This is a genomic window from Streptomyces flavusporus (assembly GCF_046267975.1).
In the GTDB taxonomy this organism is placed as follows: domain Bacteria; phylum Actinomycetota; class Actinomycetes; order Streptomycetales; family Streptomycetaceae; genus Streptomyces; species Streptomyces flavusporus.
Window position 1 is genome coordinate 2,383,433 of sequence record NZ_CP176503.1, and the last position, 14,235, is coordinate 2,397,667.

General features: G+C 72.1%; 14 protein-coding genes. 7 read left to right on the forward strand and 7 right to left on the reverse strand.

Annotated features, from left to right (window positions below; all coding sequences use genetic code 11):
* The first annotated feature begins 33 nt into the window (after positions 1-33).
* The gene (locus tag ACKTSN_RS11200) at positions 34-1,659 is read left to right on the forward strand and encodes an alpha/beta hydrolase (protein ID WP_409468967.1); all 1,626 of its coding nucleotides are present in this window, start codon (positions 34-36) and stop codon (positions 1,657-1,659) included.
* On the opposite strand, the gene hemQ is transcribed toward ACKTSN_RS11200, so the two are convergent.
* Both hemQ and hemG read right to left on the reverse strand, forming a co-directional pair.
* Positions 1,660-2,391 carry a hydrogen peroxide-dependent heme synthase gene (hemQ, locus tag ACKTSN_RS11205; protein ID WP_409468968.1) on the reverse strand — a complete coding sequence of 244 codons (732 nt, stop codon included), beginning with the start codon at positions 2,389-2,391 and terminating at the stop codon, positions 1,660-1,662. It lies immediately after the preceding gene.
* Between the two features lie 5 nt (positions 2,392-2,396).
* Complete coding sequence (gene hemG, locus ACKTSN_RS11210; protein ID WP_409468969.1) at positions 2,397-3,851, reverse strand: protoporphyrinogen oxidase; 1,455 nt, start codon at positions 3,849-3,851, stop codon at positions 2,397-2,399.
* A 160-nt stretch (positions 3,852-4,011) separates the two neighbouring features.
* Between hemG and ACKTSN_RS11215 the strand changes: the two genes are divergently transcribed.
* The gene (locus ACKTSN_RS11215) at positions 4,012-4,992 is read left to right on the forward strand and encodes a DUF4349 domain-containing protein (RefSeq protein WP_409468970.1); all 981 of its coding nucleotides are present in this window, start codon (positions 4,012-4,014) and stop codon (positions 4,990-4,992) included.
* 27 nt (positions 4,993-5,019) lie between these two features.
* Positions 5,020-6,420, forward strand: a complete 1,401-nt coding sequence (locus tag ACKTSN_RS11220) for an FAD-dependent oxidoreductase (RefSeq protein WP_409468971.1) — start codon at positions 5,020-5,022, stop codon at positions 6,418-6,420.
* Positions 6,421-6,532: 112 nt separating this feature from the next.
* Here the strand turns inward: ACKTSN_RS11220 and ACKTSN_RS11225 are convergent, their stop codons facing one another.
* On the reverse strand, positions 6,533-6,853 hold the full coding sequence (locus tag ACKTSN_RS11225) for a hypothetical protein (protein ID WP_129803300.1): 321 nt from the start codon (positions 6,851-6,853) through the stop codon (positions 6,533-6,535).
* Positions 6,854-6,976: 123 nt separating this feature from the next.
* Here ACKTSN_RS11225 and ACKTSN_RS11230 point away from each other — a divergent pair, with 123 nt between their 5' ends.
* Positions 6,977-7,801, forward strand: coding sequence for a rhomboid family intramembrane serine protease (locus ACKTSN_RS11230; RefSeq protein ID WP_409468972.1), 825 nt, complete (start codon positions 6,977-6,979; stop codon positions 7,799-7,801).
* Between the two features lies 1 nt (position 7,802).
* On the opposite strand, the gene hemE is transcribed toward ACKTSN_RS11230, so the two are convergent.
* Positions 7,803-8,849 carry a uroporphyrinogen decarboxylase gene (hemE, locus tag ACKTSN_RS11235; protein WP_409474803.1) on the reverse strand — a complete coding sequence of 349 codons (1,047 nt, stop codon included), beginning with the start codon at positions 8,847-8,849 and terminating at the stop codon, positions 7,803-7,805.
* Positions 8,850-9,117: 268 nt separating this feature from the next.
* Here hemE and ACKTSN_RS11240 point away from each other — a divergent pair, with 268 nt between their 5' ends.
* The 3 genes from ACKTSN_RS11240 to ACKTSN_RS11250 all read left to right on the forward strand — a co-directional run bounded on the left by ACKTSN_RS11240 (position 9,118) and on the right by ACKTSN_RS11250 (position 12,230).
* Positions 9,118-9,786: a DUF3000 domain-containing protein gene (locus ACKTSN_RS11240; RefSeq protein ID WP_409468973.1), complete on the forward strand. Its 669-nt coding sequence runs from the start codon at positions 9,118-9,120 to the stop codon at positions 9,784-9,786.
* A 260-nt stretch (positions 9,787-10,046) separates the two neighbouring features.
* Positions 10,047-10,709, forward strand: a complete 663-nt coding sequence (locus ACKTSN_RS11245) for a response regulator transcription factor (RefSeq protein WP_003993737.1) — start codon at positions 10,047-10,049, stop codon at positions 10,707-10,709.
* 219 nt (positions 10,710-10,928) lie between these two features.
* On the forward strand, positions 10,929-12,230 hold the full coding sequence (locus tag ACKTSN_RS11250) for a ribonuclease D (protein WP_409468974.1): 1,302 nt from the start codon (positions 10,929-10,931) through the stop codon (positions 12,228-12,230).
* A 404-nt stretch (positions 12,231-12,634) separates the two neighbouring features.
* Here the strand turns inward: ACKTSN_RS11250 and ACKTSN_RS11255 are convergent, their stop codons facing one another.
* The 3 genes from ACKTSN_RS11255 to ACKTSN_RS11265 all read right to left on the reverse strand — a co-directional run bounded on the left by ACKTSN_RS11255 (position 12,635) and on the right by ACKTSN_RS11265 (position 13,962).
* Positions 12,635-12,991, reverse strand: coding sequence for a hypothetical protein (locus tag ACKTSN_RS11255; protein ID WP_409468975.1), 357 nt, complete (start codon positions 12,989-12,991; stop codon positions 12,635-12,637).
* Positions 12,992-13,035: 44 nt separating this feature from the next.
* Positions 13,036-13,476, reverse strand: a complete 441-nt coding sequence (locus ACKTSN_RS11260; RefSeq protein WP_409468976.1) for a hypothetical protein — start codon at positions 13,474-13,476, stop codon at positions 13,036-13,038.
* Between the two features lie 162 nt (positions 13,477-13,638).
* Entirely contained in the window at positions 13,639-13,962 is a 324-nt protein-coding gene (locus ACKTSN_RS11265; protein ID WP_409468977.1) for a hypothetical protein, read from the reverse strand.
* Positions 13,963-14,235: the final 273 nt, after the last annotated feature.

Sequence of the window (14,235 nt, forward strand, 5' to 3'; positions counted from 1 at the left end):
TTTTGTCGCTGCCGCGCTCCGAAGGGATACGCGATGAGAGCTGCCGTCCTCTACACGGCCGCCGGTTCCTTGCTCCTCACCACGCTCGTCGCCGCCCCGGCCGGCGGCGCACCCGGCGCCCCGGACATGGCGGCCGAGATGCGCGGCACCGCCGTGGCTGCCGTCCGCGCACAGGCCGAGGGCATCGACTTCGGCAAGTGCCCCGACGCACAGGACCTGCCGGAGACCATGGAGTGCGGCAAGGTCACCGTGCCGCTCGACTACGCACACCCCCACGGCAGGCAGATCGAACTCGCCGTCAGCAGAGTGCGGGCCACCCACCGCGACCCGCACAACAGCAAGCGCAAGGTGCCGCGCCAGGGCGCCCTGGTCTACAACCCCGGCGGTCCGGGCGCCTCCGGCTTCCTCTTCCCGCTGTTCGGTCGACTCCCCGAGTGGAAGCGCCTCGCGGCCGCGTACGACCTGGTCGGCTACGCCCCGCGCGGCGTAGGCCGTTCCGCACCTCTGTCCTGCCAGGACCCCAAGCACTACTTCAAGGCGCCCTCGCAGGCACCGACGCACCCCTCGGAGTCGTACAAGCAGGAGCGCATCGCGGGGGCGAAGGCCTACGCCCGCGGCTGCGCCCAGCGGTCCGGAAGCGCGCTCAGGCACTACCACTCCCTCAACAACGCCCGCGACCTGGACGTCCTGCGCGCGGCGCTCGGCGAGAAGAAGCTGACCTTCGTGGGCGCGTCGTACGGCACCTACTTCGGGGCGCTGTACGCGACGCTGTTCCCCTCCCACGTACGGCGCATGGTGTTCGACGCCGCGGTGAACCCCCACCCGGCGCAGATCTGGTACCGCAACAACCTCGACCAGTCGGCCGCGTTCGAGGGGCGCTGGGCGGACCTGAAGGCGTGGATCGCGGGGCACGACACCGTGTACGGGCTGGGCGCCACTGCGGGGAAGGTGCAGCGCAGCTACGACACCGCACGGGCGCGGCTCGCCGCCGAGCCGGCCGGCGGCAAGGTCGGGCCGGGGCAGTTGCAGAACATGTTTCTGGAGGCCGGGTACTACGACCACTTCTGGCCGCGCCGCGCCGAGGCGCTGTCGGCCTATCTGAAGAGCGATCCGCGGCCGTTGGTCGACCTGGCCGCGCCCCATGAGGAGAAGGCGGTGGAGGCGGAGAACTCCAGGGCGGTCTACACGGCCGTCGAGTGCAACGACGCGCCCTGGCCGACGGACTGGAAGGTCTGGGACCGGGACAACACCCGGCTCGCGCGCGTGGCACCGTTCGAGACCTGGGACAACGCGTGGATGAACCTGCCGTGCGCCTACTGGCCGGCGCCGCGTCAGCAGCCCCTCGACGTGCGGACCGCGCCGGGTGAGCTGCCGCCGACGCTGATCCTCGCCGCCGAACGGGACGCGGCCGCCCCCTACAAGGGCGCCCTCGAACTGCACCGCCGGCTGTCGGGCTCCGTCCTGGTGACCGAACGGGACGCCGGCACGCACGGCATCGCGGGCGGCGCGAGCCCCTGCGTCAACGGCCACATGGAGGCGTACCTGCTGCAGGGCCGTCTCCCGTCGGGCCGGGCGGCCTGCGCACCGCACCCGGAACCGAAGCCGACGACACCGGGCGGCCGCACCCCGAAGGCAACGGCCACCCGGCCCACACACTGATCAGGCGAGGCCTGCGACCAGCTCCGTCACGGACTTCCGGCGCCCGGTGAAGAAGGGCACCTCCTCGCGGACGTGCCGCCGGGCTTCCGAGCCGCGCAGGTGGCGCATGAGGTCGACGATGCGGTACAGCTCGTCGGCCTCGAAGGCGAGGATCCACTCGTAGTCGCCGAGGGAGAACGAGGCGACCGTGTTGGCGCGCACGTCCGGGTAGCCGCGAGCCATCTTGCCGTGGTCGGCGAGCATCCGGCGGCGGTCCTCCTCGGGCAGGAGGTACCAGTCGTAGGAGCGCACGAACGGGTAGACGCTGACGTAGTCGCGGGGTGTCTCGTCGGCGAGGAACGCCGGGATGTGCGAGCGGTTGAACTCGGCGGGGCGGTGCAGCGCCATGTTCGACCAGACCGGCTCCAGGGCGCGGCCCAGCTTCGTGCGGCGGAAGAGGTTGTACGCCTCCTGCAGCTGGTCGCTGGTCTCGGCGTGCCACCAGATCATCAGGTCGGCGTCGGCGCGCAGCCCGGAGACGTCGTAGGTGCCGCGGACGGTGATGTCCTTGGCGGCGAGCTGGTCGAACAGCTCCTGGACCTCGTCGGCGTAGCCCGCGCGGTCCTCGGGCAGCACGTCCTTCAGCTTGAACACGGACCACAGGGTGTAGCGGATGACCTCGTTGAGGTCCTTGGCCAGCTTGCCCTTGTTCGGGATCCGAGCAGGGCCGGTGGTGGGGGCGTCGTCACTCATGTCCCTTATTCTCCCGCTCCGCCGTGCAGGCTCTGCACCGGGTTCGCGGTGAGCTCCTGCACAGCGCCCAGGTCGCCGTGAACCTGGTCCACCGCGGCGTACGCGCTCGCGATGCACGCCGGGATGCCCACGCCGTCGTACACCGCGCCGCACACGGCCAGTCCGGGCAGCTTGCCGATGTGCTCGCGGATGCGGGCCACGCGCGCGTGGTGGCCGACGGGGTACTGGGGCAGGCCGTCGGACCACCGGGTGACGCGGGTCTCGACGGGGGTCGCCGCCAGGCCGGTCGCCGCGCGCAGGTCGGTGCGCGAGACCTCCACGAGCCCGGCGTCGTCGCGCTGGAGGATCTCCGTCTCGCCGTACCGCCCGACGGAGGTGCGCAGCACGACCAGGTCCGGGTTCTCGTCGGCGATCCAGCCCCACTTCTGCGAGGCGAACGTCGACGCCTTGATGGTCCGCCCGTCGACCGGCGGCACCAGGAAACCGCTGCCCTCGGGAAGGTGCGCCTCGGTCCTGCGGTAGGCGAGGGTGACCAGGGCCATGGACGCGTACTCGACGGCGGCGAGCTCAGCGGCGGCGGCGGGGGCCTCTGCGCGCAGCAGCCCTGCTGCGGCAGGCGCGGGCGCGGCGACGATCACGGCGTCGGCGTGCAGCACCCGGTCGCCGGCAACGATCCGCCACCCGGCGGCCGGCTCCCGGCGCAGCTCCGTCACGGGTGTCCCGGTGACGATCTCGCCCCCGCGGGCGCGCACCGACTCCGCGACGGCGAGGGGCAGACTGCCCACGCCGCCCCGGATGCCCATGAACACCGGCCCGCTCTGCTGGGCCGCGGCCGCCCCGGCCTGGATCTCCCGCACCCCCTCGGTGAGCGAGGTGTGGGTGCGGGCGGCCTGGAAGAGCTGGGGGACGGCCGACCGCATCGAGATGCGATACGCGTCGCCCGCGTACACCCCGCCCAGCAGTGGCTCCACCAGGCGGTCGACTACCTCGCGGCCGAGCCGCGCCGCCACGTACTCCCCCACCGCCACGTCGTCACCGACCTCGGTGCGGGGCAGGTCGGCGTCGCGCTCGATGCGGTGCAGGCCCTCGTCGGACAGGACTCCGGAGAGGGCGGACGCGGTGCCGGGCACGCCCATGACGTGGCCCTTGGGCATGGGGCGCAGGGCGCCGCGGGTCCAGAGCGAGGCGGACGCGGTCGCCGGCGGCTGGAGCCGGTCGGTCAGCCCCGCCTCGTGGGCGAGGGTCACCGCCTCGGGCCGGCGCGCCAGCATCGACTCGGCGCCCAGGTCGACCCGCACGCCCGCGATCTCGCCGGGCAGCAGCTTCCCGCCGACCCGGTCCGACGCCTCCAGCACGGTCACTCGCGCCCCCCGCGCCAGCAGCCGGTGCGCCGCGGCCAGCCCGGCGATTCCGGCTCCGATGACGACGACATGCCCGGCGTCCGTGCGTGCTCCGTTCATGGCTCCACCTTCTCAGACCCCACTGACAGTCCCGCCGCGGCCCCGTGGCCCCACCGAGTCCCGACCGTGACCGCATCGGGACCGGCCCGGTCAAACGTCCCGCCCTGTCCCGGCGTCGAAGAAGCGTCAGTCGTCACGACCCTCGGGGGGATGCACCCACATGCGCGCACGACGTTCCGTACGACGGCCGGTCCAGGCCCTGGCCGGGATCCTGATCGCCGCCGCCCTCGCCCTCACGGGCTGCACCGGCGCGGACGACAGCGGAAGCGACAGCAGTGCCGGCGAGGCCGCGGCCCAGGCCGATTCCAAGGCCGGCGTCCCCGACAGCGGCGGCCGTGCCGACTCCGGCCGCGCCACCGCGCCGCCCCGGCTCGGCACGAGCGACATCATCCACACCGCGTCCCTGACCGTGCAGGTCAAGGACGTGCCCAAGGCTCTGGACGACGCCCGCGCCACCGCCGAGAACGCCGGCGGCTACGTCGGCAGCGAGACCACCACGCGGGACGAGAAGGGCAACGAGCGCACCCGCGTGGTCCTGCGCGTGCCCGCCGACCGCTACGAGGACGTCCTCACCGATCTGGAGGGCGCCGGCAAGCTCCTCGACCGCACCGCGAAGGCACAGGACGTCACCGACCAGGTCGTCGACGTGGAGAGCCGGATCAAGACGCAGCGCGCCAGCGTCGCCCGGATCCGCGAGCTGATGGACCGGGCGACCAAACTCAGCGACGTGGTGGAGCTGGAGAGCGAACTGAGCGGCCGCCAGGCCGACCTGGAGGCGCTGCTCGCCCAGCAGGCGTCCCTGAAGGACCGTACGAGCCTGGCCACCATCACGCTCTCCCTGTCCGAGACGCCGGTGAAGAAGGCCGCCGAGGGCGACGACGATCCCGGGTTCGTGGACGCGCTGACGGGCGGCTGGGACGCGTTCGTGGCGATGCTGCGCTGGATCGTGGTGGCCGTCGCCGCGGTGCTGCCGTTCGCCGCCCTGGCCGCGCTGCTCGTCCTGCTCTGGCTGCGCCTCGTACGGCCCCGGCTGTCGGGCCGCCCGGCCGCGGAGACCGCGATGACGGCGCTGGGTCCGCTGCCCACCGCCCGGCCTGCTCCGGAGAGCGCCCGGGAGGAGCAGCGGGGCGAGCAGGACTGAAAAGCCCGGTCCCCGTAGCGTGTCCGCATGAGCATGAGCCGTGGCAGCAACGGGGCAGAGCGCCTGGTCGTGATCGGCGGTGACGCCGCGGGGATGTCCGCGGCGTCACAGGCCCGTCGGCTGAAGGGCCCGGGCGAGCTGGAGATCGTGGCCTTCGAGCGCGGCCACTTCACCTCCTACTCCGCATGCGGCATCCCGTACTGGGTGGGCGACGAGGTCTCCGACCGGGACGAGCTGATCGCGCGCACTCCGCAGGAGCACCGCTCGCGCGGCATCGACCTGCGTCTGCGCACGGAGGTCACGGAGATCGACGTCGAGGGAGGGCGGGTACGCGCGCGTGACGTCGATTCCGGGGCGGAGTCCTGGACGGCGTACGACAAACTCGTGATCGCCACCGGCGCCCGCCCGATCCGCCCCGACCTGCCGGGCATCGACGCCCTCGGCGTCCACGGGGTGCAGACCCTGGACGACGGCCAGGACCTCCTGGACACCCTCACAGGCACGCGTGGCCGGCGTGCGGTCGTCGTCGGCGCGGGCTACATCGGCGTCGAGATGGCCGAGGCGCTCATCAACCGCGGCTTCCAGGTGACGGTCGTCAACCGCGGCAGGGAACCGATGTCCACCCTCGACCCGGACATGGGCCGCCTGGTGCATCGGGCCATGGAGGGCATGGGCATCACCATGGTCAACGACGCCGAGGTCACCAAGCTGCACATGGGTGAGGACGGCCGGGTGCGGGCGGTGGCCACGGCGGACGCCGAGTACCCGGCGGACGTCGTCGTGCTCGGCATCGGCGTACGCCCGGAAACCGCGCTGGCGAAGGCGGCGGGACTGCCCCTCGGCGAGCACGGAGGGCTGCTCACGGACCTGGCGATGCGGGTACGCGGGCACGAGAACATCTGGGCGGGCGGCGACTGCGTGGAAGTCCTCGACCTCGTCTCCGGCCGCGAACGGCACATCGCGCTCGGCACCCACGCCAACAAGCACGGCCAGATCATCGGTGCGAACGTCGGCGGCGGCTACGCCACGTTTCCCGGCGTGGTGGGCACGGCGGTGAGCAAGGTGTGCGATCTGGAGATCGCCCGTACCGGGCTGCGCGAGAAGGACGCCCGGCGGGCGGGGCTGCAGTTCGAGACGGTGACCATCGAGTCCACCAGCCGCGCCAGGTACTACCCGAGCGCCTCCCCCATGACCGTCAAGATGCTCGCCGAGCGCCGCACCGGGCGGCTCCTCGGCGTGCAGATCGTCGGCCGGGAGGGGGCGGGCAAGCGGGTGGACATCGCGGCGGTGGCGCTGACCGCTGGAATGACGGTGGAGCAGATGACGGCGCTGGATCTGGGGTATGCGCCGCCGTTTTCGCCGGTGTGGGATCCGGTGTTGGTCGCTGCGCGGAAGGCTGCGGGGAAAGTCTCTCGGGGGGCGCCGTAGGGGTGCGGGTTCTTCGCCGGGTGCGGGTAGTGGGGGCTGGTCGCGCCCACGCGGCGGAGCCGCACATTGACGCAGCCCCGCGCCCCTGAGAGGGACGTTGCCCCACCCCGCGCTACGCCGTGCCGTTGATCCTGTCGATCGCCTGCCGTGCCTGCTCCGCCGGCGGGCGTGACGGTAGCGACGACACGGATGCGGCGGACGGCATGGCAGTCGGCTGTGCCCCCGCCGGCTTCGCATGCGCCCCCGGCGAGACGGAGCGCAACCGGTGGCTCACCGCCTCGTCCAGCGTCACCGGGCGCTGCAGTTGCTGCGCCAGCCGGCCGGCCTCCTGGCCGAGCCGGGCGACGTCCTCCCAGGGGAGGTGGACCACCAGCGCCATCTGTGCCTCGCCGTCGGGCGTGGCCTGCATCGCAGGAGTAACTCGGTCGTTCATCGCCTGTTCCTCACGTCGTCCCGCGACGCGCCTCGCCGTGCCGCGGCCGGTCGAGAAGACATACGCACGCCCGGACGGCCGTGTTCACCGGTTCGGCGGTCGTATCGGGGGCACTACTTCCTTGTGGTCATCCCCGTCCATGACGTGAACCCGGCGCGCCGCACGCCCTGGGTGACATACGCGCTGATCGTGGCGAACGTCGTCGTGTTCCTGTCCATGCCCGGCATGGCGGGTTCCGTGGCGGGCGACAGCGGCCTGGCGCAGCTGTGTCATCTCCAGGTCTACCTGGATCAATACGCCGTGGTGCCACGTGAGCTGATTCACCATCAGATGCCGCGGCTGGTGCCGACCGGCGACATCGCGTTGGGCCCGCAGGGCCCGGGCTGCGTGGTCGGCCCGCCGGGCTACGACAAGTCGCCGGAACTCAGCGTCCTCACGGCGATGTTCCTGCACGGCAGCTGGCTGCACCTGCTGGGCAACATGCTCTTCCTGCTGATCTTCGGCAACAACATCGAGGATCGCATGGGCCATGTGCGGTTCACGCTCTTCTACGCCGCGTGCGGCTACGCGGCCTCGTACGGCTTCGCGTTCCTCAACGACGACTCGTCCGAACCGCTGATCGGCGCGTCCGGGGCGATCGCGGGGATCCTCGGCGCCTATCTGGTGCTGTACCCGAAGGCCCGGGTGTGGGTCCTGGTGCCGTTCCTGATCTTCCTGCCGCTGCGCCTGCCGGCCTGGCTGGTGCTGGGCTTCTGGTTCGCACTCCAGGCGGTGTACTCCTCCGGCGAGGGCGTGTCCAACGCGGGCACCGTGGCCTACGCCGCCCACATCGTCGGCTTCCTCGCCGGCATGCTGCTCGCCTGGCCGCTGAAGCGGGGCACGCCACCGCCGCCGGAACCGCGCGGCCTGCTGTTCGGCAGGCGGGCACGGCCCCGGCAGGCGTGGTGAGTCAGCGGGCCGTCCGCGTGTGGACGTACTCCACGAGGCGGGTCAGGGCGTCCGGGTTCGTGGACGGCATGACACCGTGGCCGAGGTTGAAGACATGGCCCTCCAGCTGCGCCGCCGCATCCAGGACCTCGCGGGTCTTGGCCTCGACGGCCTCCTGCGGAGCGAACAGGACCGTCGGGTCGAGGTTGCCCTGGAGCGCCTTGCCGGGACCGACCCGGCGGGCGGCCTCGTCCAGCGGGACCCGCCAGTCGACGCCGACGACATCCGCACCGGCCTCGCCCATCAGGCCCAGCAGCTCGCCGGTGCCGACGCCGAAGTGGATGCGCGGGACGCCGTACGCCTCGACCGCGCGGAAGACCTTCGCCGAGGCGGGCAGGACGGAGCGCCGGTAGTCGGCGGGGGCGAGAGCGCCGGCCCAGGAGTCGAAGAGCTGGACCGCGCTCGCGCCCGCCTCGATCTGCACCTTGAGGAACGCGGCGGTGATGTCCGCGAGGCGGTCGAGCAGGTCGGCCCAGAGCTCGGGGTCGCCGTACATCATCGCCTTGGCGTTCTCGTACGTGCGGGACGGGCCGCCCTCCACGAGGTAGCTCGCCAGGGTGAACGGGGCACCCGCGAAGCCGATGAGGGGCGTCTGACCGAGCTCGGCGGTCAGCATGCCGATCGCCTCCGTGACGTAGGACACGTCCTCGGGGGTCAGATCGCGCAGCTGGGCCAGGTCGGCGCGGGAACGGATCGGGCGCTCGACGACCGGGCCGACGCCGGGCTTGATGTCGAGGTCGACGCCGATGGCCTTGAGCGGGACGACGATGTCGCTGAAGTAGATCGCCGCGTCCACGTTGTGCCGCCGCACCGGCTGCAGGGTGATCTCGGTGACCAGCTCGGGCCGCATGCAGGACTCGAGCATCGGGATGCCCTCGCGGACCTTGCGGTACTCCGGCAGAGAGCGCCCGGCCTGCCGCATGAACCACACAGGTGTGTGCGGCACGGGCTCGCGCCTGCACGCCTTCAGAAAGGCGGAGTCGTACGTCGCTGTCGGCTGCTTGCCCATGGGGCTTCCGTTCGCACTCACGGAGCAAGTTTCGCACGGCGGCGGAGCAGGTCGGACGACGGGCTTGGCGGCGCCGGCCGGCACCACCCAGCCCGTCGTGGGGATCCCCCCGCTCGAGCGAAGCCGAGAGTGGGGGAGTTTGAGGACGAAGCCGTTCAGGCCGAAAAGCGGGGGTCCGGGGGCGGCAGCCCCCGGCGTGGCCAGCACCAACAGGCGAGGCGGGGTGTCTACCCTGCGCTGAGCCCCCGTTCCGCTTAATCTGCACCGCATGGCTGCGGCTCAGGGACGACTGTCGGACGACGCTGGCGGAACGGACGACCCGAAGGAGGAGGACCTGCATTCGGGCGAGACGACTCCGCTGCCCTTCCGGGCCGCCGTGGACGCACTGCGGTCCGCGCGGCTGCGGCCGCAGATCGAGGTCGAGCCGACCCGCGCGCCGCAGCGGCTGGCCCCTCACTCGTACGCGCTGGAGGCCACCGTCGTCGACGGCGACCAGGACCTGGCCGACGGCCGGCTGGTCCTGCTGCACGACCCCGCCGGGCACGACGCCTGGCAGGGCACCTTCCGGTTGGTGACACTGGTGCGCGCGGAGCTGGAGCCGGAGATGGCCGCCGACCCGCTGCTGCCAGAGGTGTGCTGGACCTGGCTGACGGGGGCGTTGCAGGCGCGCGGTCTGACGTACGGGGAGGCGAGCGGTACGGTCACGCGCGCGAGCTCCCACTACTTCGGCGGGCTGTCCGCGCGCCCGTCCGCCTCGCAGATCGAGATCCGTGCCTCGTGGACGCCGCGGGAGGGCCTGGGCGGGGCGCCGGACACGGCGGCGCATCTGGCGAGCTGGTGCGATCTGCTCGCGCAGGTGGCCGGCCTGCCGCCGGCCGGTCCGGGCGACGCGTCGGTGGTGACGCTGCCCCAGCGGCGCGGCCCGCAGTCGCGCTGAGCGTCACCCGGCTGGGCCGTTCAGGCCGATCCCTTTGGCGATACGACCACTTTCGGCCGTACCGCGATGCGAACTGAAGCCGTTCGATCTTCGAATGATCGACCGCGCGTCCGAATTGCACGAATTGTTACTCACCGGATCGCGATCATTTTCTAAAGGCAGACGGGTTTGGTGCCGAAGACGTCTGTGACCTTGAAAGCACGGTTCGTCCCGGCTTCACCCCCTACGAGCCGACCCCGTCCCGCACCCCAGGAGGCCTGGTGTCCGTTCTCCTCGAGCAGCCCGCAAGCCTGGTCGCCTACCGCCCGAACAAGCCGACCGCCATGGTGGTCGTGGCCGACCCGCGCGTCCGCTCCACCGTCACCCGCCATCTGTGGGCGCTCGGTGTGCGCGATGTGATCGAGGCCTCGTCCATCGCAGAGGCTCGTCCCCGCATCGGCAACCCCCGCGACATCTGCGTCGCCGACGTCCATCTGCCCGACGGCTCCGGCCTCACGCTCCTGTCGGAGACCCGTGCCGCCGGCTGGCCCAACGGTCTCGCCCTGTCCGCCGCCGACGACATCGGCGCGGTACGCAACGCCCTCGCGGGCGGTGTGAAGGGCTACGTCGTCACCGGCACCCGCACCAACGTCGGGCTCCCCACCCGACCGGGTGCCGCTCCCATCGGCGCGGCCGCCGCCCGTCTGCACCGCCGCCCCCCGGGTGCCCCGAGTCACCCGGGTGGCTACCGCGAGCTGTCCGGCCGCGAGGTGGAGGTGCTGCGGCTGGTCGCCGAAGGCCAGTCGAACAAGGCGATCGGCGTCTCGATGGGCCTGTCCGCCCTGACCGTCAAAAGCCACCTCGCCCGCATCGCCCGCAAGCTCGGCACGGGCGACCGCGCCGGGATGGTGGCGGTGGCGCTGCGCACCGGCATCATCCACTGACCCCACCGCACCCCGATCCTTCGAGCCGCCCCTCCCCGCCACCCCCGCCACCCCCGCCACCCACCCGGACGTGAACCGGATCTGCCGCTGATCCGCCCTACATCCCCCGCCCGTCGTGCACCCCGTCCCGCACCGACCTGACTGGTTTACGACCCTCGCGCGCCCGTCGACGGAACGTTCCGTCGGCGGGCGCTGTCCATCCACGGATACCCTTGACAGGTGACCGACGCCCAAGACACCGCAGCAGACACTTCACTGCGAACCACCGGGGGCGCCCCTCCGGACGACGGCGGAACTTCTGCAGCAGGGGCGCCCGACCTGTCACCGATCCCTTTGCTGGAGCCGCGCGAGGGCATTCCGCCCGTGATCGCGGACGAGGCCGCCCTCGCGGAGGTCATCGCCGCCTTCGCCGCGGGCTCCGGCCCGGTAGCCGTGGACGCCGAGCGCGCCTCCGGTTACCGGTACGGACAGCGCGCCTACCTCGTGCAGCTGCGCCGGGAGGGCGCGGGCAGCGCGCTGATCGACCCCGCCGCCTGCCCCGACCTGTCGGGGCTCGGCGAGGCGCTGTCCGGCGTGGAGTGGGTGCTGCACGCGGCCACCCAGGACCTGCCGTGCCTGCGGGAGATAGGCATGATCCCCACGCGGCTGTTCGACACCGAGCTGGCCGGGCGGCTCTGCGGGTTTCCGCGGGTCGGCCTGGGGGCCATGGTCGAGAACGTACTCGGCTTCGTCCTGGAGAAGGGGCACTCCGCGGTCGACTGGTCCACCCGCCCGCTCCCCGAGCCCTGGCTTCGGTACGCGGCCCTCGACGTCGAGCTGCTCATCGATCTGCGCGACGCCCTGGAGAAGGAGCTGGACCGGCAGGACAAGCTGGAGTGGGCCCGGCAGGAGTTCACCGCGATCGCGTCGGCTCCGCCGCCCGAGCCCCGTAAGGATCCGTGGCGTCGTACGTCGGGAATGCACAAGGTACGGCGTCGTCGGCAGCTGGCCGTCGTGCGGGAGCTGTGGCAGATGCGGGACCGGATCGCCCAGCGCAGAGACGTATCGCCGGGCAAGGTTCTCAGCGACGCGGCCATCGTCGAGGCCGCGCTTTCCATGCCGTCGAATGTGCACGCTCTGTCGGCCCTGAACGGGTTCGGGCACCGGGTGGGGCGGCGGCAGCTGGAGCAGTGGCAGGCCGCGGTGGATCGTGCGAAGGCGTTGCCGGAGGACCGGCTGCCGCAGCCGGGGCAGCCGGTGGCCGGGCCGCCGCCGCCACGGGCGTGGGCGGACAAGGATCCGGCGGCCGCGGCTCGGCTGTCTGCGGCGCGCACCGGGGTGTCGGCGCTGGCCGAGCAGCTCAACCTGCCTCAGGAGAACCTGATCACGCCGGACACCGTGCGGCGCCTGTGCTGGGAGCCGCCGAAGCCTGCCGACGGGGAGGCCGTTGCTGCCGCGCTGGTCGGACATGGGGCTCGGGCATGGCAGGTGGCGCTGGTCACGCCGGTTCTGGTGGCTGCGTTGTCCGCCAAGGCGCCGTAGGGGATTCTGTCGTGGGGCGGCTGCGAGCCCGTTGTGGCTGGTCGCGCCCACGGTGGGGTCCCCCCGCTCGAGCGAAGCCGAGAGTGGGGGAAGGGTGCGGGCCCTGCACTTTCCCGCGCCGGACCGCGACATCCCGTACCGTTCCTACGGGCTGAGCGGGAGTGAGTCCTGTTGCACGCCTCCAGGCGCCCGGTCCGGCCTGGGCGGTCCGATGCCCATGACGATCGCTCTGGTCGTCGTGGGCGGTGCCGTACGTTGTTCGGGGTGATCACGGGGGACGGGGAGGGGTCGCATCCCGTGCCGACACCGGTGCTGCCCCCGAGGGGATCGACGGCGCCGCCCCGGAGTTGACGCCCGGTGGCCGGGGCCCGCGCGGGACCCCGGCCGGGGTGCTGTCGAGCGGGTCAGGGGGTGCAGGTGCGGGTCGGGGCGCCGTACGGGAAGCTCAGGTACTTGCTGTAGATCCAGCCCCAGTCGGTGTAGTACCACTTGTTGTGGTAGGGCTCGTTGTAGTAGACGCAGTTCGGCGTGACCCAGCGGGCGCCGATGCTGTAGCCGGGGCACTTGCCGTACGGGCCGTCGTGCGCGACGGCGTCGGCCGTGGTGCGGGCGCCGGGGCTTCCCTGGTCCCATTCGTTGGGGACCCAGTTGCAGTCACTCGCCGCGGCACGGGCGGTCTCGGCGTTCGCCGGCGCGGTGACGACACCCGCCAGGAGCGCGGCCCCGAGTCCGGCACTGGCGAGGGCATGGCGTAGACGCATGATCGTTCCTTTCCCATCCGAAGAGTGGTGTTGTCGGTGTGCGGTCAGGGCGAGACGATTGCCTGCCAGCCCGGTGCCTCGTCGTGGACGCTGCCCGATTCGGTGAGGCATTCCTGGATGTCGACGTACTCGACGGTGCCGGCGTCGTAGTTGAAGCTGAACGGCTTGTAGCTGGAGTTGTTGCCGTCGGTGTCGGCCACGAACTCGTCCCGCGGGAAGGGGCTGTCGCTGTACCAGGTGCGGATGTTCAGGCACGCGCCGTGGCCGTCCGACAGGGTGTCCCGGACGTATCCGGAGACGTACACGCGACTGCCGCTCACGTACGAGTCGCCCCAGGTGTGCGAGCCAGCGATGTCGGAAGCGCTGTAGGTGTTGCCCTTCCACGCGCCGACAGGCGTGACGGCCGCCGCCTGCCCGGCGAACAGGCCGACGGTGCTCACGGCCGCGACGGCGGCCGTGAGCGCACCGCGGGTCCATGGACGCATGAGTGTCTCCTCGCAGAGGTGGTGGTTGTGCCCGATCGGGCAAGCACCGACGCTGCTGCAATGGCCCGGGGCGGGACAAGAGCTCGCGGCTGTCCCGGACAGCACACGGCTGTCCGGCCTGGTCAGCCGCCTGTCCGTGCTCCGGCCCGGACAACCGCGCCGTCAGTCCGCCGCTACGACGAACCGCTGATCGGCGCTGCCCGTGCATCGTTCCTCGACGGCTTCCGCCCCTTCGGCGGCGTCGTCGTCCACGATGCCGACGCAGCGGGTGCCGTGGGCCGGACGCAGCAGGTACGTCCCGCTGTCTTCCGGGCCGGCGGTCGCCAGGTGGAACCGAGTGGCGTGGGCACAGTCGTCGCGGGGTTCGAGCATGCCCTTGACCGGGCCGGTGGTCATGACCGTCAGGCAGCCCATGCCCTCGTCGGGATGGTGCCACTGGATGCGGTACAGGCCCTCGCCGAGCGGTTCGAGACAGGTGCGCGGCACGGTGGCCCGGGCGCACGGGAGTTGAACCGCAACCGCGTTCGGGTAGGCGCCGGTGCGGACGAAGGCAGCCAGCGTCTCGGGGCGGGGCAGTCCGGACCGGCGCAGGACGTCGGTCCCTCATACCCCATGGGCCTCATCCTGCGGTGCCCATGACATGAGGACAACGGCGGGATTCCGCCATCCCTGCGGCCTCTCCGGCTGTCCGGGACAGGGGGCTCACCGGCTCGGACGAGGCCGGCGCCCGGACCGCCGTACGTGTGACCTTCGCCGCTC

Bases quoted from the DNA above. Each gene is read 5' to 3' on its own strand.
- ACKTSN_RS11225 (WP_129803300.1), bottom strand. From the start codon at position 6,853: ATGAACGACCGAGTTACTCCTGCGATGCAGGCCACGCCCGACGGCGAG.
- ACKTSN_RS11220 (WP_409468971.1), top strand. From the start codon at position 5,020: ATGAGCATGAGCCGTGGCAGCAACGGGGCAGAGCGCCTGGTCGTGATC.
- ACKTSN_RS11240 (WP_409468973.1), top strand. From the start codon at position 9,118: ATGGCTGCGGCTCAGGGACGACTGTCGGACGACGCTGGCGGAACGGAC.
- hemQ (WP_409468968.1), bottom strand. From the start codon at position 2,391: ATGAGTGACGACGCCCCCACCACCGGCCCTGCTCGGATCCCGAACAAG.
- hemE (WP_409474803.1), bottom strand. From the start codon at position 8,849: ATGGGCAAGCAGCCGACAGCGACGTACGACTCCGCCTTTCTGAAGGCG.
- ACKTSN_RS11200 (WP_409468967.1), top strand. From the start codon at position 34: ATGAGAGCTGCCGTCCTCTACACGGCCGCCGGTTCCTTGCTCCTCACC.
- hemG (WP_409468969.1), bottom strand. From the start codon at position 3,851: ATGAACGGAGCACGCACGGACGCCGGGCATGTCGTCGTCATCGGAGCC.
- ACKTSN_RS11255 (WP_409468975.1), bottom strand. From the start codon at position 12,991: ATGCGTCTACGCCATGCCCTCGCCAGTGCCGGACTCGGGGCCGCGCTC.
- ACKTSN_RS11260 (WP_409468976.1), bottom strand. From the start codon at position 13,476: ATGCGTCCATGGACCCGCGGTGCGCTCACGGCCGCCGTCGCGGCCGTG.
- ACKTSN_RS11215 (WP_409468970.1), top strand. From the start codon at position 4,012: ATGCGCGCACGACGTTCCGTACGACGGCCGGTCCAGGCCCTGGCCGGG.